This window comes from Collimonas fungivorans, assembly GCF_001584145.1.
Lineage (GTDB): Bacteria > Pseudomonadota > Gammaproteobacteria > Burkholderiales > Burkholderiaceae_D > Collimonas > Collimonas fungivorans.
In genome coordinates this window covers 1,467,883-1,485,498 of the sequence record NZ_CP013232.1, presented here as the reverse complement: position 1 = coordinate 1,485,498, position 17,616 = coordinate 1,467,883, and the positions used below count along the sequence as shown (strand labels likewise).

Annotated in this window: 16 protein-coding genes; 6 read left to right on the top strand and 10 right to left on the bottom strand. The window is 58.6% G+C overall.

Annotated elements, in window-relative coordinates; all coding sequences use genetic code 11:
• The first annotated feature begins 333 nt into the window (after positions 1-333).
• The 3 genes from CFter6_RS06410 (at position 334) to CFter6_RS06400 (ending at position 3,777) form a co-directional block, all read left to right on the top strand.
• Complete coding sequence (locus CFter6_RS06410; RefSeq protein ID WP_061539220.1) at positions 334-1,779, top strand: aldehyde dehydrogenase family protein; 1,446 nt, start codon at positions 334-336, stop codon at positions 1,777-1,779.
• Positions 1,763-2,707, top strand: a complete 945-nt coding sequence (locus CFter6_RS06405) for an AraC family transcriptional regulator (protein WP_061539219.1) — start codon at positions 1,763-1,765, stop codon at positions 2,705-2,707. The genes CFter6_RS06410 and CFter6_RS06405 overlap by 17 nt, the downstream gene beginning before the upstream one ends.
• 209 nt (positions 2,708-2,916) lie before the next feature.
• Entirely contained in the window at positions 2,917-3,777 is an 861-nt protein-coding gene (locus tag CFter6_RS06400) for a PhzF family phenazine biosynthesis protein (protein WP_061539218.1), read from the top strand.
• Positions 3,778-3,802: 25 nt separating this feature from the next.
• On the opposite strand, the gene CFter6_RS06395 is transcribed toward CFter6_RS06400, so the two are convergent.
• Positions 3,803-5,026 carry an NADH:flavin oxidoreductase/NADH oxidase family protein gene (locus CFter6_RS06395; RefSeq protein WP_061539217.1) on the bottom strand — a complete coding sequence of 408 codons (1,224 nt, stop codon included), beginning with the start codon at positions 5,024-5,026 and terminating at the stop codon, positions 3,803-3,805.
• 79 nt (positions 5,027-5,105) lie between these two features.
• On the opposite strand from CFter6_RS06395, the gene CFter6_RS06390 reads away from it, so the two are divergent.
• The gene (locus CFter6_RS06390) at positions 5,106-5,510 is read left to right on the top strand and encodes a MerR family transcriptional regulator (RefSeq protein ID WP_061539216.1); all 405 of its coding nucleotides are present in this window, start codon (positions 5,106-5,108) and stop codon (positions 5,508-5,510) included.
• Here CFter6_RS06390 and CFter6_RS06385 read toward each other — a convergent pair.
• A complete protein-coding gene (locus CFter6_RS06385) occupies positions 5,507-5,881 on the bottom strand; it encodes a nucleotide pyrophosphohydrolase (RefSeq protein ID WP_061539215.1) in 375 nt (124 codons plus the stop codon). The two genes, CFter6_RS06390 and CFter6_RS06385, sit on opposite strands and share 4 nt — an antisense overlap.
• Positions 5,882-6,127: 246 nt before the next feature.
• Between CFter6_RS06385 and CFter6_RS06380 the strand changes: the two genes are divergently transcribed.
• Entirely contained in the window at positions 6,128-7,531 is a 1,404-nt protein-coding gene (locus CFter6_RS06380) for a GGDEF domain-containing protein (protein WP_061539214.1), read from the top strand.
• A 29-nt stretch (positions 7,532-7,560) separates the two neighbouring features.
• Here the strand turns inward: CFter6_RS06380 and CFter6_RS06375 are convergent, their stop codons facing one another.
• From CFter6_RS06375 to pepN, 4 genes are all read right to left on the bottom strand, one after another.
• Positions 7,561-8,118, bottom strand: coding sequence for a DUF2726 domain-containing protein (locus CFter6_RS06375; RefSeq protein ID WP_082814635.1), 558 nt, complete (start codon positions 8,116-8,118; stop codon positions 7,561-7,563).
• Between the two features lie 308 nt (positions 8,119-8,426).
• On the bottom strand, positions 8,427-8,711 hold the full coding sequence (locus tag CFter6_RS06370; RefSeq protein WP_150118661.1) for a hypothetical protein: 285 nt from the start codon (positions 8,709-8,711) through the stop codon (positions 8,427-8,429).
• Positions 8,712-8,844: 133 nt separating this feature from the next.
• Positions 8,845-9,846, bottom strand: a complete 1,002-nt coding sequence (locus tag CFter6_RS06365; RefSeq protein WP_061539211.1) for a class 1 fructose-bisphosphatase — start codon at positions 9,844-9,846, stop codon at positions 8,845-8,847.
• Positions 9,847-9,933: 87 nt separating this feature from the next.
• Positions 9,934-12,645 (bottom strand): aminopeptidase N, encoded by a 2,712-nt coding sequence (gene pepN / locus CFter6_RS06360; RefSeq protein WP_061539210.1) that lies wholly within the window; start codon positions 12,643-12,645, stop codon positions 9,934-9,936.
• Between the two features lie 450 nt (positions 12,646-13,095).
• On the opposite strand from pepN, the gene CFter6_RS06355 reads away from it, so the two are divergent.
• Positions 13,096-13,728, top strand: coding sequence for a DUF4136 domain-containing protein (locus CFter6_RS06355; protein ID WP_061539209.1), 633 nt, complete (start codon positions 13,096-13,098; stop codon positions 13,726-13,728).
• A 79-nt stretch (positions 13,729-13,807) separates the two neighbouring features.
• Here CFter6_RS06355 and CFter6_RS25950 read toward each other — a convergent pair whose 3' ends face one another.
• From CFter6_RS25950 to CFter6_RS06340, 4 genes are all read right to left on the bottom strand, one after another.
• Complete coding sequence (locus CFter6_RS25950; protein ID WP_167351365.1) at positions 13,808-13,981, bottom strand: hypothetical protein; 174 nt, start codon at positions 13,979-13,981, stop codon at positions 13,808-13,810.
• A 7-nt stretch (positions 13,982-13,988) separates the two neighbouring features.
• Entirely contained in the window at positions 13,989-14,963 is a 975-nt protein-coding gene (locus CFter6_RS06350; protein WP_061542239.1) for a quinone oxidoreductase family protein, read from the bottom strand.
• 68 nt (positions 14,964-15,031) lie between these two features.
• Positions 15,032-15,943, bottom strand: a complete 912-nt coding sequence (locus tag CFter6_RS06345) for a DMT family transporter (protein ID WP_061539208.1) — start codon at positions 15,941-15,943, stop codon at positions 15,032-15,034.
• A gap of 129 nt (positions 15,944-16,072) precedes the next feature.
• Positions 16,073-17,575: a helicase HerA-like C-terminal domain-containing protein gene (locus CFter6_RS06340; RefSeq protein ID WP_061539207.1), complete on the bottom strand. Its 1,503-nt coding sequence runs from the start codon at positions 17,573-17,575 to the stop codon at positions 16,073-16,075.
• Positions 17,576-17,616 lie beyond the last annotated feature (41 nt).

The following is a 17,616-nucleotide window of genomic DNA, read 5'->3' as shown; positions in this document are numbered from 1 at the left end:
TTTAAACAATATACGACGCTATATTTTACCTGATGGCAAATCTTATCAAATCATAACGGCCAGGTGCATTAATTACCAACAGGAAATATTGGTAAACCGAGGACTTTGCAAGAATTAACACTCTTGTTGGAATTCGGAGACAGCATTTGATATGAATGCCGCGCCGGGGCCACTCAAAACGTCATTTGCACACACCTCGCGGACGCCGACATTGTGGTCTGCGAAATTTCGATTTCGGCAGAATCAGGCAATCCTCGCACAGCATTGGTCTACCCCGCGTCTTGCCTGCCCGCCTAAGATGGAATCAACGTTTCACCCATCCACGGAGATCCCATGAAAACGGTAGACCACATTTATATCAACGGCAAATTCATCAAACCCCACGGTACTGAAGTACTTGAACTCATCAACCCATCGACCAAGGCGGTGATCGGCAAAGTCACGCTCGCGGATGAACAGGATGCACAAGCCGCGATTGCTGCGGCGAAAGCTGCCTACAAGAGTTTTTCGCAAACCACTAAAGAACAGCGCATGGAATATCTGCAGCGCTTGCACGACGCGGTGGCGGCGCGATCGGACGAGCTGCTGGACACCATGATCGAAGAATACGGCGGCCCGCATCGCATAAGCAATGCAACCACACAGCGTGCGGCCAACAGCTTTCTTCAGGCAAAAGAACTGTTGAAGACCTTCGATTTCGTCAAGCATGTCGGCATCTCGAAAGTCGTGCTGGAACCGCTCGGCGTGGTCGGCCTCATCACTCCCTGGAACGCCAATTACGGTTTCATCTGCAGCAAGCTGGCCATGGCGATCGCCGCCGGCAGCACCACGGTGATCAAACCCAGCGAGTTGAGCTCCCTGCAAACCCAGTTGCTCACCGAATGCCTGCACGCGGCCGGCTTGCCTGCCGGCGTGTTCAACATTGTCACCGGGCGCGGCGCCACGGTGGGCGCGGAGATAACCCGCCATCCCGACATTGCCAAGATTTCGTTTACAGGCTCGACCGATGTCGGAAAAACCATCGCGCGAGGCGCGGTTGAAACGATGAAACGCGTCACATTGGAACTCGGCGGCAAATCGCCGAACGTGATCCTGGACGATGCCGATCTTGAAAAAGCCATCCCCATTGCAATAGCGGCCGCGACTGTCAACAGCGGCCAGGCGTGCATGGCCGGCACCCGCCTGATCGTTCCTGAAAGCCGCCTCGAGGAAGTCAAATTCCTCGTTAAAAAAGCGGTGCAAGCCTTGCAGGTCGGAGATCCGCGCAATAGCGATACCGCTATCGGGCCGATGGTCACGCAAACACAGTATGACCGGGTGCAACGCTATATCCGCCTGGGCGTGGAAGAAGGCGCGGAACTGCTGGTCGGCGGCGCCGGCCATCCAGCCGGCCTGGACCGGGGTTACTTCGTGCAACCCACCGTGTTCACGAATGTGACCATGGACATGAGAATCGCGAAAGAAGAAATTTTCGGGCCGGTGCTCGCCATCCTGAGCTACAAAACCGAAGCGGAAGCCATCGATATCGCCAACGATACGGTCTATGGCTTGCACGCTTTTGTCAGTTCATCGGACATCGGCAGGGCAAACAAGGTGGCTGCCCAGATCGTCGCCGGCCGCGTGTTCATCAATGGCATGTATGATGAACCAAGAGCGCCGTTTGGCGGATTCAAGCAGTCGGGCATCGGCCGCGAATTCGGCACATATGGGCTTGAAGCCTACCTGGAGCCGAAAGCCGTCATGGGTCACGGTGAAACAAGCAATGAAAATGCGCAATAACGGCAATATCCCTGTACTCCCTTGCGGCCCGCTGGACCTCCTGCGGGCCGAGGTGCTGAGTCATTTCGAGGACGTCCCTGAAGAACAGCGCGACGTCGCCACCGCCCTGCCCTATCTCACTTTCATCCGCTTTACCCGTCCCACCGAACTCAGCAGAGGCATGCTGGAACCGTCAATGTGCCTGGTGCTGCAGGGGACAAAAAAGGTATTGATAGGAACCGAGATCACGCACTACGGGAGCGGCAGCTACGTACTGTCGGCGATCGATATGCCGATTTCAGGCCAGGTGGTGGAGGCATCTGTTGCGCAGCCCTATCTTGGAGTGAGGATTGACCTTGATGCAAAGGAAATAGCTGCGCAGATTATCGAAAGCAAGCTCTCGATTCCAAAAAATTCTCACTCGCGCGCCGGCGCCTATGTGGAGGAATCGGATGCCGAACTGCAGGAGGCGTTCCTGCGCCTGCTGCGGTTGCTGAAGAAGCCCAAGGACCTGGCCGCGCTGGCGCCTTTGGTCAAGCAGGAAATCCTGTATCGCCTCATCACTGCCAGAGATGGCGACGTGCTGGGCCAGACCGTACTGGCCCACTACCAGGAAAAAGGGGTCAACCAGGCGATTCACTGGATCAAGACCAATTACGCCGAACCGATGCAGATCGAAAAGCTGGCCAAGCGTGTCAGCATGAGCGTGTCGAACCTGCATCACCGTTTCAAGGCCATCACTGTCATGAGTCCCTTGCAGTATCAAAAACAGATACGCTTGCTGGAGGCGCGCAAGCTGCTCCTGGGCGGCAACATCGAAGCCGCCACGGTGGCGTTCAAGGTGGGTTATGAAAGTCCGTCGCAATTCAGCCGCGAGTATCGCCGGCTGTTTGGGGCCTCGCCGCTGCAAGACATGGAATATCTGAAGCACCACGAGCTGGATCGATAAGGCAGGCTAGTGGACTGTAACAGCCAAATCGAGAGCGAAGGGCGCGTATCCGACGTGCAGGGCAAGGCGCACAGCGGAGCAATAGCGAGACTATTGCGAGCATGTGCAACGCCGCCATGCGCGTCGGATACGTGACAAGCGCTCTCGATTTGGCTGTTACAGTCCACTCGCTGCTAGAATAAGACGCTTGTCAGCTCAGCAGGATTCTTATGACCTCCTATGCCTTCCGTCTTCTCAATGTCTTTGCAGAATCCACTTTCGGCGGCAACCAGCTGTGCGTATTTGAAGATGCGCGCGGCATGGACGACGCCACCATGCAGGCGCTGGCGCTGCAGTTCAATCTTTCGGAAACCACGTTTATCCTACCGTCGGAACGCGCCACTGCCCGTGTGCGGGTGTTTACGCCCGGTTATGAGATGCGGTTTGCCGGCCATCCTACTTTGGGCAGCGCGCACGTGGTGCGTGATCTTCTCAATACCGGCGATACACTCTCACTGGAGTTCACGGCCGGCGTAGTTCCAGTATCTGCCCAAGGCGATGTCTGGACCCTCACCGCGCCGCAAAGCGGCGGACTGAAAACCGCACCGGCAAATTTGACGCAAGCCGAGATGGCGGCGCTGCTAGGTTTGAATGAAGACGATCTGCTGGCCACACCGGTATGGATAGATACCGGGGCCGATCAGTTGCTGGTAGCGTTGCGCAGCACGGACGCCGTGCGCCGTACCAGCCCTGACAGCGCACATCTCGATGCCTGGCCCGAGAGCAGCCTGGAACGCAAGACCGTGTACGTGTTTGCCTTCGATCCGGACCGGCCGGGCCGAGTGTTGTCCCGTTACTTCTTTTCCAAGCAAGGCGGCGGCGTGGCCGAAGATCCCGGTACCGGATCGGCCTGCGCCAATCTTGGCGGCTGGCTGATCGCCAATGAACATGCGCTGCCGGCGGAATATGAAATCGAGCAAGGCGAAGCTGTACAGCGCCCCTGCCTGCTGCGGCTGAAAGTGAGCGCCGGCCGTGCCATCCAGGTGGGCGGCAAGGTCATCGAAATCGGCCGCGGCAGGATCAGCTTGTAGCGCGCGGTTTCACGCAGTTTCAAACTCAGGCCCGGGCCTGCGACCAGCGCCGGTAACGCCGCGTCAGCCGGCGCGTGCGGAACTGGTCGATGATCAGACTGAATAGCGCCGAATGATTGCTCGCCGCGGAGCGACTGGCGCCTAGCAGGCGCAAGCGCCGCTTGACCAGCGCCATGCGGGCCACTGCAGCCATGACCTGATCCTTCCAGTCGACTTGCGGACTGCGGGCAGTCTGGTCGCCGCCAGCCAGCCATTGCGCCGGCAAATCGGGGACGATCGCCAGCGCCGTCGCCATGCCAACCACCGCCACGCCGCTGGCCAGCACCTGCTCCGCCACCGCCTTGCGGCCGATGCCGCCGGTAGTCATCACGGGCATGTGGGCAACGGCGGCCAGTTCTTTGGCAAACTCCAGGAAATAGGCTTCACGCGCCAAGGTACGGCCGTCCGCGGTGCGTCCTTGCATCGCCGGGCTTTCATAGCTGCCGCCGGACAGCTCAACCAGATCCACCTGCAAATCGTTAAGCCAGAGGATGACTTGCCGGGCGTCGTCCTCGCTAAAACCGCCGCGCTGGAAATCGGCGGAATTGAGCTTTACCGCCACACAGAATCCGGGCGCGACCGTCGCCCGCACAGTGCGCACCACATCGAGCAGCAAGCGCGCCCGGTTTGCCAGGTTGCCGCCCCACTCGTCCTGGCGCTGATTGCTCAAGGGCGACAGGAATTGAGAGATCAGGTAGCCGTGCGCGGCATGGATTTCGACTCCATTGAACCCGGCCCGTTCGGCGGCGGCGGCGCTGGCGGCAAAGCGCTTGATGATTTCCTGGATCTCCGCATCGCTCATCGCTTTAGGTTGCACAAACAGCTTGCTGTGCTTGCCCATCTCCAGCGCCAGCGCCGACGGCGCCCACGCCATGCCGCCCATGGCGGCCATCACCTGGCGTCCCGGATGGTTGAGCTGCATCCAGACTTGCGCGCCCTTGCGCTTCGCCGCTTCCGCCCACTGTTTGAAAGGCTGCAAGGGAGTATCGGCTTCCAGCACGATGCCGCCCGGCCCGGTCAGCGCCCGGCCGTCGATCATCACATTGCCGGTGATGATGAGACCGGCGCCGCCTTCGGCCCAGGCACGGTAAAGCCGGTGGATGGCGGCGCCAGGCAACTGGCCGCTGTCGGCCATGTTTTCTTCCATGGCGGCTTTGGCGAGGCGGTTGGGCAAGGTGCTGCCATTCGGCAGTTGCAAAGATGAAAACATGGTTGAAGTCATGACGGGCACACTGGGAAAGTAGGAATACTGTATGCTAAGCTTGAAGTCAACTTGAAGGTCAAGCGATATGAAAATCGGTGAACTGGCGGACAAAACCGGCATGGCGGCCTCGGCCATTCGCTATTACGAGCAAAGCGGCCTGCTGCCTAAACCTGAGCGCGGCGCCAACGGCTACCGCGACTATGCCGACGCCGCCATCGAACGCTTGCGCCGGATCCAGATGGCGCAAAGCCTGGGATTTTCGCTAGATGTTATCCGCAGCGTATTCGCCAGCAATGAGGAACTGTCCAAGGACGATCTGCTAAGCAAGCTGGATGGCCGGTTAAAGGAAATCGAGCAGCTGATGGACACCTTGCGTGAGCAGCACCAGCATCTGGGCAGTCTGCGCAGCACGTTGCAAGAAACCTGGGCAGAAGGAGAATGCCTGAACACCGCCAGCCTGGTTAACGGCAAGCTGGTCAAGCGGCACTAGGCATCCTTGTATTCCGAATACTTGCGCGCATCCCCGCGCACTTTATCAGCAGGATATTTAAGCCGGTTGAGAACCATTTTTTCCGACACGGCAGCGCGCAGGTCGACATCGAGCTTATCGGCCAGCCGAACCAGGTAGACCAGGACATCGGCCATTTCATGCCGCACCTGTTGCAATTTTCCCGGGGCGAGTTCGTCGCCGCCGCCGGTTGGCAGCCACTGGAAATGTTCAAGCAGCTCCGCCGCTTCGACGCACAGCGCAGCCGACAGGTTTTTCGGGGTATGGAATTGATCCCAGTCGCGCTCGGCGACGAACTGGCGAACCTCTTCGCGCAAGCTGGCAAATTCACCGTTATCAGACTGTTCAACCATGGCAGCGCTCCGTTTTGAATTTCCACCATGATATAGGTAGCCGGGCGGCAGGCAGCTGCTTTGATTGGCGCTTTAAATATCAATCCAACAAGCACTTTCATCGCAAGGGCCTACGTGATATAAGGTTACCAGTGGTTGTTGCAGTCCACTAGTTACCTTGCTTTCAGCAAGCTGCTCTCGATTGGTGTTTTGTGAACAGACGTGCCGCCGTTTAATGATGGGACCATCATCTCGGTAAGGATGCATATGGACATGAGCGTAAAAATCGGCGGGCAGCCGGAAGCAATCCGCCGGGTGACGAAAATCTATGCGCGCCTGTTAATTGCCGGCTTTGCACTGTCGCCGGCTATCCTGATCGCCTACCTGTATTTCTTCCAGGACCCTGGACTCAAATTCGAAGACCACCTGTTCCACGAAATCGCGATTGCCGCCGCGACTCTGGAAGGCGTATTTGTCACCTATGTCAGCTGGCGTTGCTACCTGTCGTCGGGAGAGCCGCTGCTGCGCTGGCTGACCTTGGGGTTTTTAGGATTTACCCTGATCTACGCCCTGCACGGCGTTTTCACCGGCATGGCGCACCACAATATCTGGCTGTTCCTGCTGTACGGTCCGGCATCGCGCCTGGCGATGGCGATCCTGCTGCTGATCGGCTTGTTATCTTTCAATCAGGAACCCGACGCTCCCGAACAGCGTACCAATCCGCGTCCATGGCGGATTTGGATCGCGATGTTTTTGCTGATCGATATCGCGGTGGCGTTTATCGCCTATTCGGCGATTGCGGGCAGTCCCGCGGTGCGTCTGACAATGGAAGGCGGCGCCCTGTTTTTCTCCGCCGTCAACATCATCCTCATGCTGGCCGGACGCATCCGCTCGCCACTGATGACGATCTTCGGCATTTCGATCGCCTTGTTCGGCCTGTCGTCGCTGGCGTTCATTCTCGGCCGCCCGTGGAACCATATGTGGTGGCTGGCCCACGCCATCTTCGCCGGCGGATTCTTCTTCCTCAGCTACGGCATCATCCAGGCATTCCATACCACCCGTTCATTCTCCAGCATCTACAACCAGGAAGAAATGGTGAATCGGCTGGCGATGGCGATGGTCCGGACCGAAAGCGCGCTGCAAGAACTGCAGCACAGCAACCGCATGCTCGAGCACCTGGCTTCGACCGACCCTTTGACCGGCGCCTCCAACCGCCGCCATTTCATCGAACGGGTAGATGCCGAAATCGCCAGGTCCAGGCGCGATAACCTGTCGTTTTCCCTGCTCGCCCTCGACCTGGATAATTTCAAGGCCATCAACGATCACTACGGCCACCAGGTAGGCGACGAGGTATTGCAGGGTTTCGTACAGAAATGCCTGGAAGAGATCCGCCCCTATGACAGCGTGGCGCGCATGGGCGGCGAAGAATTCATGGTGTTGCTGCCGCAAGCCACGCTGGAGGTTGCGGTAGCCATCGGCGAACGCATCAGGTCCGCCACGGAAAATGCCGTGTTCGACAACATCGTCATGTCCAAGGTGATACTCACGGTCAGCATTGGCGTATCGCAGTTCGGCCGCGACGGCAACACCATCGACACGATTTTCCGCGCCGCGGATGAACGCCTCTATCGCGCCAAGGACCAGGGCCGCAACTGCGTAATTACGACTTGAGGCAGCGGCACCTAAGCAGCCTGCCCGGCTCAGCCGGCGCCGGTGTTGCGGTATTTGCCTATGCCGATCCCGAATATGCTGGTTTGATGGGTCTTGTTTTTGACTATCCGCAATTTTTTGCTCGGGTCCAGCAGCGTGAACCGCTCCCTGATGTCAGCTTCGCTCGGCAGTGAATTTGCGCGCCACCGGATGATATCGATGCCGGCTTTTTTCAACGCCTTGTATTTTCTTTCGTCGTCTTTGCTGACGGTCTTGCTGTTGTGATTCCGGTTGTCTATCTCGATCACCGCGACCACATCGCTGGCTTTATCGCAGATCACGAAATCCAGGTTCTTTGCCGTCAGGCTGTCGAGGCCGGTACTATCCTTGGTGCCCAGGCAACGGCTCAGCCCGACTTGCGCCAGCACCATGTGGTCCGGCAATGCGCCGACCAGCCGCCAGTACATGATCTGTTCGTTGTTCGACATCGGTTTTTTCTTGATGTATTCGCGGCGCTTCTGCAGCTTCGCCTGCTTCTCCCGGGTAACCACAGCAATCACAGCCATGATAATGAGCGTTAGCACCGTAAGTGCAATGATTGCTTTCATTATTCAGTTCCTCTAGTTGAGTGCAGCGGCCATTATATTTCTATATGGAAATATAATGAAGTCAAAAATGCAGTACTTAGGCGTGGGTTATCGCGATCCTAAGCGAAAGCACGGCATAGGAGCAATCAGCAAAAGGCGGAAATTGAAGGAAAAAGCTGGCCGGGGAAAAGCCGCCAGGTCCCGCCATGCCGGAAGACAAAGGAGAAAAAGAGGAAAAACAAAGGCCGGCAGACATCTTGTCTGTCCAGCCCTGCCAGCTCACCGAGCTGGCAGTAGCAATCGTAGCCGTCCGTACTTGCAGGCCGGAATTACTCGCTCAAACCGAAAATCGCATCGTAGCCATTCTTGGCGCGATCGGCTTCTTCCAGTTCATTGCTCAAACCCAGGTCTTCCAGCTCTTCCGCCGCATTGTTGAATTGCTTGCTGCTGGAGGCGCCGATGACACGGTAAATTTCCTGTTTCGCATTGCGGATACCGAGCAATATCTGCTCTTGCCTGACGACGTTCAGTTCTGTCGACGTGATCAGCAGATTGGTCATGATGTCGTGATCGAACTCGGGGACGTCTTTATCTCCGATTAGTGCTGTTTTCAATCTGTTCCTCTTGTCTTTATGGATAAATTTTGCCGCAGTGTGCGATTCTACTAGGTCTGGCGTTTTGCCGTCATGACGCCCCGTGAAGCGCCTCGCGTTGTGCCTGGCCGGGCTTCACGGAGCGGGTTCCAGCTTATTCCTGATGGTAACGGGTCACCAGTTCGACTTCGCTCTTCGAGCCGAGGAACACCGGCACCCGCTGGTGCAGTTTCTCCGGCTGGATATCCATGATCGCCTGCTTGCCGTCGGTAGCGGCGCCGCCGGCCTGCTCGACGATGAAAGCCATCGGGTTGGCTTCGTACATCAGGCGCAGCTTGCCTGGCTTGTCCGGTTCGCGCGCATCGGCCGGGTACATGAAGATGCCGCCGCGGTTCAGGATGCGGTGGACGTCCGCCACCATCGATGCGATCCAGCGCATGTTGAAATCTTTTTGACGCGGGCCGCTGCTGCCTGCCAGCATCTCGTTGACATAACGCGTGACCGGCGGGTGCCAGTGGCGGGCGTTGGACGAGTTGATCGCAAATTCCTTGGTCTCGGCCGGGATCTGCATGTCGCGCTGGGTCAGGACCCATGAACCCATTTCACGGTCCAGGGTAAAGCAGTGCACGCCATTGCCGGTAGTCAGCACCAGCATGGTTTGCGGGCCGTAGACGGCGTAGCCGGCAGCGACCTGCTTGCGGCCTGACTGCATGAAGTCCTGCTCGGTCGGCGATTTCATGCCGTCCGGCGCCTTCAACACCGAGAAAATGGTGCCGATGGAAACATTCACGTCAATGTTGCTGGAGCCGTCGAGCGGATCGAACAGCAGCATGTATTCGCCTTGCGGATAGCGGTTCGGGATCGGGTGTATCGATTCCATTTCTTCCGAAGCCATGGCCGCCAGGTGGCCGCCCCATTCATTGGCTTCCAGCAGGATTTCATTGGAGATGATGTCCAGCTTTTTCTGCACTTCGCCTTGCACGTTCTCGCTGTCGGCGCTGCCCAGCACTTCGCCCAGCGCACCCTTGCCGACCGCGTGGCTGATGGTTTTGCAGGCGCGCCCGACCACTTCGATCAGCAGCCGCAGCTCGGCCGGAATGCTGTTGTGCAAACGTTGTTGTTCGATCAGATGCTGGGTAAGACTAATACGTTTCATATTGCTCTTTCTTGGTTGTGGCGCTTCACAGCTTATTCGCTGCCGATCGCGGGAACAAACCCGCCATCGGTAGTGAAATTGCAAAAATCAATTGGCGAGTGCCTTGCCGATGACTTCCAGTACGTCCTTCGATAAGTTAGGCGCCGCCGCGACACGCTGCAAGGCCGCGCGCATTTTTTCCTGCAGCGCCGGCGCATATTTGCGCCAGCGGTCCAGGCTGCGAGCCAGGCGCGCCGCCACTTGCGGATTGACAGCGTTGAGCGCGATCACCTGGTCGGCCCAGAACTCGTAGCCGCTGCCGTCGACCGCGTGGAAATTCACCGGATTGCCGCTGCAGAAACTGAAAATCAGACTGCGTGCACGGTTCGGATTTTTCAGCGTGAAAGCAGGATGTTCCGACAAGGCGCGGATCGCCGCGACATCGGCAGTGTAGGCAGTGGCTTGCAAGGCGAACCATTTGTCGATGACCAGTGCTTCCTGCGCGAAATCCTCGTAGAATTTTTCCAGGGCGGCAGCCTTGCCCGGCGCACTGCTGTTGGTCAGCGCAACCAGCGCGGCCAGGCGGTCGGTCATGTTGTTGGCGTTGTCGTATTGTTGCTGGGCCAGTGCGTGCGCAGCTTCGTCGTCGGCCTGGATCAGGTACGACAAGGCGACGTTCTTCAACGCGCGTTTGCCGGACGCTTCCGCATCCGGGCTATACAGGCCCGGCGTCTGGTTGGCGTGGTAGGCCGCCAGCAGATCGTCCTTGAGCGCCTGCCCCAGTTTGCCGCGCAGGTACTGACGCGATGTGTGGATTGCTTGCGGGTCGATCACCTCGGTCTGCTCCGCCAACAGCGTTTCCGACGGCAGCGTCAAGGCCAGCTCGCGGAAGGCGGCGTCGAGCGCTGCATCGTTGAGTATCAGGCCGAATGCCTCGCCCAGGGCGCCGCTGTTGGAGGCGGCGTTGTTGAGGACGTCTTGCAGCGCCACCACATGGCCCGCTTGCGACGCATCCTGGACTGCCGTGGTCAGCACCAGCAAGCTGCGCGTAGCGAGGCGCTGGCCGGCTTCCCAGCGATTGAACGGATCGCTGTCATGCGCCAGCAGGAAAGCCAGCTCGGCGTCGTTGTATTCGACGTCCAGCACCACCGGCGCTGAAAAATTGCGCAGGATGGACGGCACCGGCTGTTCGGCGACATCGGCAAAACGGAAGGTCTGTTCGGCTTTGGTCAGTTCCAGCACCCGAGTAGTTTCGGCACCGCCTTTGCCCTTGCCGTCCGCCTGCAAACGCAGCGGCATGTCCTTGCCCTTGCTGTCGAGCAGGCCGACTGCAACCGGGATATGGAATGGCAGCTTCTTGGCCTGGCCCGGTGTCGGCGCACAAGTCTGCGTCAGCGTCAGTTCATAGGTTTTCTTGGCGGCGTCGTACTTGCTCTGCACTTGCACCCGCGGCGTGCCGGCCTGGCTGTACCAGCGTTCGAACTGGCTCAGGTCGCGGCCGTTGGCGTCCACCATCGCGGCGCGGAAATCGTCGCACTCGACCGCTTGCCCGTCGTGCCGCTCGAAGTACAGGTCCATGCCTTTGCGGAAACCGTCGCGGCCGAACAGGGTCTGGTACATGCGCACCACTTCGGCGCCCTTTTCATAAATCGTGACGGTATAGAAATTATTGATTTCGACATAGGAGTCCGGCCGCACCGAGTGCGCCATCGGGCCAGCATCTTCGGGAAACTGAGCCTGGCGCAAGACGCGCACGTCGTCGATGCGCTTGACGGCGCGGCCGCTGTCGGTGCCGACCATGTCCGCCGAAAATTCCTGGTCGCGGAATACGGTCAGCCCCTCTTTCAGGGACAGCTGGAACCAGTCGCGGCAGGTGACGCGGTTACCGGTCCAGTTATGGAAATATTCGTGGCCGACCACGGCTTCGATATTGGCGTAGTCGACATCGGTAGCAATGCGCGGATTGGCCAGGACATACTTGGTGTTGAATATGTTCAAGCCCTTGTTTTCCATCGCACCCATGTTGAAATCGCCGACGGCGACGATCATGAAGCGGTCCAGGTCGAGCTCCAGGCCGAAGCGCTCCTCATCCCAGCGGATGCTGTTGATCAGGGAATCCATGGCGTGCTGGGTCTTGTCCAGGTTACCGTCTTCGACCCATACCTGCAGCAAGACTTCGCGGCCGGATTTCAGCGTGTATTTTTGTTCCTGGCAGACCAGATTGCCGGCCACCAGCGCGAACAGGTAGGACGGTTTCTTGAACGGGTCTTCCCACTTGGCGTAGTGGCGGCCATCCGCCAGGTCGCCTTCTTCGATCAGGTTGCCGTTCGACAGCAGCACCGGATATTTCTTCTTGTCGGCGCGCAGCATCACGGTGTATTTGGCCATCACGTCGGGACGGTCGGGGAAATAGGTGATCTTGCGGAAACCTTCCGCTTCGCACTGGGTGAAGAAATTGCCGTTGGATACGTACAAACCCATCAGCGAAGTATTTTTTTCCGGGCTGGTCAGCGTTTCGATTTCCAGCACCACCTTGGCCGGCGCCGAGGCAATGCGCAGCTTGCCGGCCTCCAGCTGGTACTGGCCGGGTTTCAATTGTTTGCCGTTGAGGCGCAGTTGCACCAGTTCCAGCTCTTCGCCGAACAGGACGATTTCCTTGCTGCCGCTGGCCGGATTGCGCCGCATTGTGATGCGGGTGGCGATACGAGTGGCTGCCGGATCAAGGTCGAAGCCCATGTCGACGGTGTCGACCAGGAAGGCGGGAACGGTGTAATCCTTACGAAGAACGGTAGTTGGCGTGGCGGAGGTATCTGTGCGCATAGGATGGTGTGGAGTGACGGTTGATAACGACGGTTGATAACTATGGTTGGTAACTACAGTCGGCAACTAAGCCGGTCTGCCAAGGATCGCTTGGCGGCCTGCTTAATAACGTGGCTGGTCAGTCTCAATAATTGGGGCAGACTGTGATTCTACCAATCAAAGCGCAAAGCATCATGCAATTTGCAGCGGATTGCCGGCCGGCAGGCAAGTTACCGGTAGCAAATTGCAAACAAAGCCCTGCTGCCGGAATTCGTTTAAAATTAACATAAATACACCATTTTGATGCGCCAGCCTGCAAACCCTGCTCTTCCGCTGACAGGCAGCGACAAGCGATAGAGCAGCACTATGAAGACTTGGCTAGAATGGTGACAGTCCAGCTGCCGGCGCCAGGTACTGCCAAACAGGCAAGCCACTGGAGCGGCCTGCAATCCCCCACCAAGAGGAATCACAATGAAACGCATCATCACTCTCTGTTTGGCCGCATTCACATTGCTGCTGGGCGGTTGTGCCACGGTCATCCGCAGCGACGTCACCGCTTTCAACGAATGGCCGGCCGATCTGCCGAACAAATCCTATGTGTTCGAACATACGGCGGCACATGAGAATGACCTGGAATACCGAAATTACGAGAACCTGGTGCGGACCGAACTGCAGCGCCTGGGATTTGTGCAGGCCGACGGCGGCTCGCCGCAACTGAAGGTCGCGCTTAATTACGGCATTGCCGCGCGCGACGTCCATGTGGTCGAGCCGGTGGTGGCGGATCCCATGTGGTACGGCCCTTACGGACCTTACGGCTTTGGCCGTCCAGGGTTCTACAGCCCGTTCTACGATCCGTTCTGGTACGCACCGCAAGTGGTGGGCCAGCGCGAATACAACTTCCAGCTGTTCCAGCGCCGCCTGAACATTGTGATCACGCGCGCCGCCGGCGGCCAGAAGCTGTATGACGTCACGGTAACCAGCGAAGGCAAGATGAATTCCTTGCCGGCCGTGATGCCATACCTGGTGCGCAGCGCATTTACCGATTTCCCGGGAAAAAGCGGCGTGCCGCACCAGGTTGAGCTGAAAGTCGAAGACCAGAAATAAAAGCCTGCAGATTTACGGAAAAACGAAAAAAGGCCTGTGCTCCCTGGGGACCACAGGCCTTTTTTTATTGGATGCCGGGTCAGCTATAAAACCATTCGCTGGCAAACGTGATGAAACCGATCAGGATGACTGCCAGCACCAGTACTATCAGCAGGCGGCCGAACTTGGGCGAGCCGTCGCTGCCGCTGGGCTGCTCTTCCGGATGATTCATCGGATTCTGCACATCCGGCTGCTGTTCCAAGGGATCATTCATGCATGCCTCAGGGGATCAGGATGGTAGAGCCGGTGGTCTTGCGCGACTCCAGGTCAATATGCGCCTGCGCCACGTCTTTCAGGGCATAACGCTGGTTGATTTCAATCGTGATCTTTTTGCTGTCCACCATCTGGAACAGGTCCGCTGCAGCCGCATCGAGGTCGGCGCGGCTGGCGATATAGCTCGGCAGCGAAGGCCGGGTGATGGTCAGCGAACCGCGCGACGCCAGCTCGTTCAGGCTGAACGGCGGCACCGCGCCGGAAGCATTGCCAAAACTGACCATGGTGCCAAGCGGCGCCAGGCTGTCCAGCGAACCGATGAAAGTATCCTTGCCGATCGAATCGTAGACCACCGGCACGCCTTTGCCGCCGGTGATCTCACGTACACGCTCGACGAAATTTTCGGTCTTGTAATTGATCACATGGGCGCAGCCCGCTGCCTTCGCCAATGCCGCTTTTTCGTCCGAACTGACGGTGCCTATCATGGTCACGCCCAGCGCCTTGGCCCACTGGCTGGCGATCAGGCCGACGCCGCCGGCAGCAGCATGGAACAAGATGGTTTCGCCGCCGCGCAAAGGGAAGGTGCGCCGGAACAGGTATTGCACCGTCAAGCCCTGCAAAGTCATCGCGGCGGCGGTATCGAAACTGATGGAGTCAGGCAATTTGACCAGGAACGCGGCAGGCATCACACGCGCCTCGGAATAAGCGCCATTGGGGCGGGTGGCGTATGACACGCGGTCACCCACCTTGACGTGTTGCACGCCGGCGCCGACCGCTTCGATCACGCCGGCCGCTTCCTGCCCCAGTCCGCCCGGCAAGGGCTGTGGGTACAAGCCGCTGCGGAAGTAGACGTCGATAAAATTCAGACCGCAGGCGACATGCTTTATCCGCACTTCGCCCGGTCCTGGGTCACCGACTTCGACGTCGACATATTCCATCACTTCCGGGCCACCGGTCCGCGACATCCTGATTGCTTTTACCATGATTGCTTTCACCTCCAAATATTGCGCCAAACTGCCGCTTTTTTAATTGTTATTACTGTTTTCAATCCCTATGATTTCTTTTTTGAAATCAGATAAATACCCGCCAACACCAGTCCGGTACCGGTCAGCTGAATCGCCGTAATCGGTTCCGCCAAAATCAATGCCCCCAGAAACAGGGTGGAAACCGGTCCTACCATGCCGGCCTGCGCCGCAGTCGCCGGGCCGATGCGAGCCACCGCGACCATAGTCAAAAATACCGGCAGCACAGTGCAAAACATGGCATTGACGACCGACAAGCCATATACGGCCGCCGGCTGCTGCAACAGGATCGGCCACGGCCGCAACAGCAGGAACTGCACAATACAGGCAGCGCACGATACACACATCGCATACGCCACCAGCCGCATCGCCCCGACCCGGCTCACCAGCTCCCCGGAGAGCATCAGGTACAGCGCATAACTGATTGCCGCTCCCAGCACCAGCGCACTGCCGAGGCCGACATTCGATCCCCCCAGGCGCACATCGTGCAGGAACACCAGCACCGTGCCCAGGTAAGAAATCAGCAGGGCCGCCCACTCCATCCAGCTGACCCGGCGCCGGTAAAACAGGAACGACATCAACAGCACGAACGAGGGCGTCAAGAACAGAATCAGGCGCTCCAGTCCGGCGGAAATATACTGCAAGCCGAGGAAATCAAGAAAACTCGACAGGTAATACCCGATCAATCCCAGCACCACGATCCGCATCCGGTCCTGGTTCGACAACGGCGCTTCGCTGCGCGCCTTCCACAAAGCCACTGCGGCAAACAGGGGCAAGGCGAACAGCATGCGAAACGTAATCAGCAACACGGCATCGACCTGATAGCGATAGATCAGCTTGGCGACGATCGCCTTGGCAGAAAACAGGACCGCGCCGGCAACTGCAATTGCCAAGCCGCCAAGAAAAATCTGGCGACTGCCAGGCTGTAACTTACCGCTCATTGCTTGCCCATGATTGAATTGTAATGGGTATGTGAAGATCGCGTTGCTAAGGCAATGGATAGGAAAAACGCTGCCTCCTGCCGTTGCCCGAAAACGCGATCGTCGGTGATGGCGAATCTCGCTTATTTTTTACTTCTTTTTCAGCAAAGATCCCAGCACGCCGCGTATCAGCTCGCGCCCGACCTGCGATCCGATGGTGCGCGCAGCGGATTTGACCACCGCCTGCACCACGCTGTCTTTGCGTCCGGAGCCGCCGCCGAGCAGTCCGCCCAGCACGCTGCCCCACGAGCTGCCGCCGGCGCTGCCTGCAGTGTCCGCAGCGGCGTCGGCGCCATCTTTGCCGGCCGGAGCGGCGGCAACGCGCCCTTTCAGTTTTTCATACGCGGATTCGCGATCGACCGCGGTTTCATATACGCCGGCGACGATCGACGCCGCGATCAGCTGCTTGCGTTCGTCGTCGCTGACCGGTCCGATCTGCGATGCCGGCGGCAGGATGAAGGCGCGTTCGACAATGTTCGGGCGCCCCTTCTCGTCGAGGAAAGAGACCAGCGCTTCGCCGACGCCGAGTTCGCTGATGATCTGCGCGGTATTCAATTCGGGATTGGCGCGGAAGGTATCGGCAGCGGCCTGCACTGCCTTTTGGTCGCGCGGGGTATACGCCCGCAGCGCATGCTGCACGCGGTTGCCGAGCTGGCCGAGCACGGTGTCGGGGATATCCAGCGGGTTTTGCGTGACGAAGAACACGCCGACGCCCTTGGAGCGGATCAGGCGCACCACCTGTTCGATTTTTTGCAGCAGAGGTTTGGGTGCTTCGCTGAACAGCAGGTGGGCTTCGTCGAAGAAAAACACCAGCTTCGGTTTTTCCAGGTCGCCGACTTCCGGCAGGTGTTCGAACAGTTCCGACAGCATCCACAGCAGGAAGGTCGAATACAGGCGCGGCGCATTCATCAGCTTGTCGGCCGCCAGGATGTTCACCACGCCCTTGCCGTTGCCGTCGGTCTGGATCAAGTCGTCGATGTTGAGCATCGGCTCGCCGAAGAATTGCTCTCCGCCCTGCTCGCCGATGCCGATCAGGCCGCGCTGGATGGCGCCGATGCTGGCAGCGGAAATATTGCCGTATTCGGTCTGGAAGCTGGCGGCGTTATCGCCGACATGCTGCAGCATCGCCCGCAGATCCTTCAGGTCCAGCAGCAGCAAGCCATTGTCGTCGGCAATCTTGAACACCAGCTGCAGCACGCCCTGCTGCGTATCGTTCAGGTTAAGCATGCGTGCCAGCAGCAAAGGCCCCATGTCAGAGATGGTGGCCCGCACCGGATGCCCCTGCACTCCATACACATCCCAGAAAGTCACGGGCGTAGCGGCCCACTGCGGCTCGGCCATGCCGAGCGTCTGCAGGCGCTGCTTGAGCTTGTCCGACGCCGCGCCGGCCTTGGCCATGCCGGACAGGTCGCCCTTGACGTCCGCCATGAAAACCGGCACGCCGCTGTCCGACAGCGCTTGCGCAATCACCTGCAAGGTAACAGTCTTGCCGGTGCCGGTAGCGCCGGTGATGCAGCCATGGCGGTTCACCAGTGCAGGCAGGAGCGCCAGGTCGTGCTGGGCGTTTTTGGCAATCAGGAGAGGATTTGACATGGTTTGGCAGACGTTTTAAGTGGATTTCAATGGATTTCAAG

Bases quoted from the DNA above. Each gene is read 5' to 3' on its own strand.
- CFter6_RS06410 (WP_061539220.1), top strand. From the start codon at position 334: ATGAAAACGGTAGACCACATTTATATCAACGGCAAATTCATCAAACCC.
- CFter6_RS06405 (WP_061539219.1), top strand. From the start codon at position 1,763: ATGAAAATGCGCAATAACGGCAATATCCCTGTACTCCCTTGCGGCCCG.
- CFter6_RS06400 (WP_061539218.1), top strand. From the start codon at position 2,917: ATGACCTCCTATGCCTTCCGTCTTCTCAATGTCTTTGCAGAATCCACT.
- CFter6_RS06395 (WP_061539217.1), bottom strand. From the start codon at position 5,026: ATGTTTTCATCTTTGCAACTGCCGAATGGCAGCACCTTGCCCAACCGC.
- CFter6_RS06390 (WP_061539216.1), top strand. From the start codon at position 5,106: ATGAAAATCGGTGAACTGGCGGACAAAACCGGCATGGCGGCCTCGGCC.
- CFter6_RS06385 (WP_061539215.1), bottom strand. From the start codon at position 5,881: ATGGTTGAACAGTCTGATAACGGTGAATTTGCCAGCTTGCGCGAAGAG.
- CFter6_RS06380 (WP_061539214.1), top strand. From the start codon at position 6,128: ATGGACATGAGCGTAAAAATCGGCGGGCAGCCGGAAGCAATCCGCCGG.
- CFter6_RS06375 (WP_082814635.1), bottom strand. From the start codon at position 8,118: ATGAAAGCAATCATTGCACTTACGGTGCTAACGCTCATTATCATGGCT.
- CFter6_RS06365 (WP_061539211.1), bottom strand. From the start codon at position 9,846: ATGAAACGTATTAGTCTTACCCAGCATCTGATCGAACAACAACGTTTG.
- pepN (WP_061539210.1), bottom strand. From the start codon at position 12,645: ATGCGCACAGATACCTCCGCCACGCCAACTACCGTTCTTCGTAAGGAT.
- CFter6_RS06355 (WP_061539209.1), top strand. From the start codon at position 13,096: ATGAAACGCATCATCACTCTCTGTTTGGCCGCATTCACATTGCTGCTG.
- CFter6_RS25950 (WP_167351365.1), bottom strand. From the start codon at position 13,981: ATGAATGATCCCTTGGAACAGCAGCCGGATGTGCAGAATCCGATGAAT.
- CFter6_RS06350 (WP_061542239.1), bottom strand. From the start codon at position 14,963: ATGGTAAAAGCAATCAGGATGTCGCGGACCGGTGGCCCGGAAGTGATG.
- CFter6_RS06345 (WP_061539208.1), bottom strand. From the start codon at position 15,943: ATGAGCGGTAAGTTACAGCCTGGCAGTCGCCAGATTTTTCTTGGCGGC.
- CFter6_RS06340 (WP_061539207.1), bottom strand. From the start codon at position 17,575: ATGTCAAATCCTCTCCTGATTGCCAAAAACGCCCAGCACGACCTGGCG.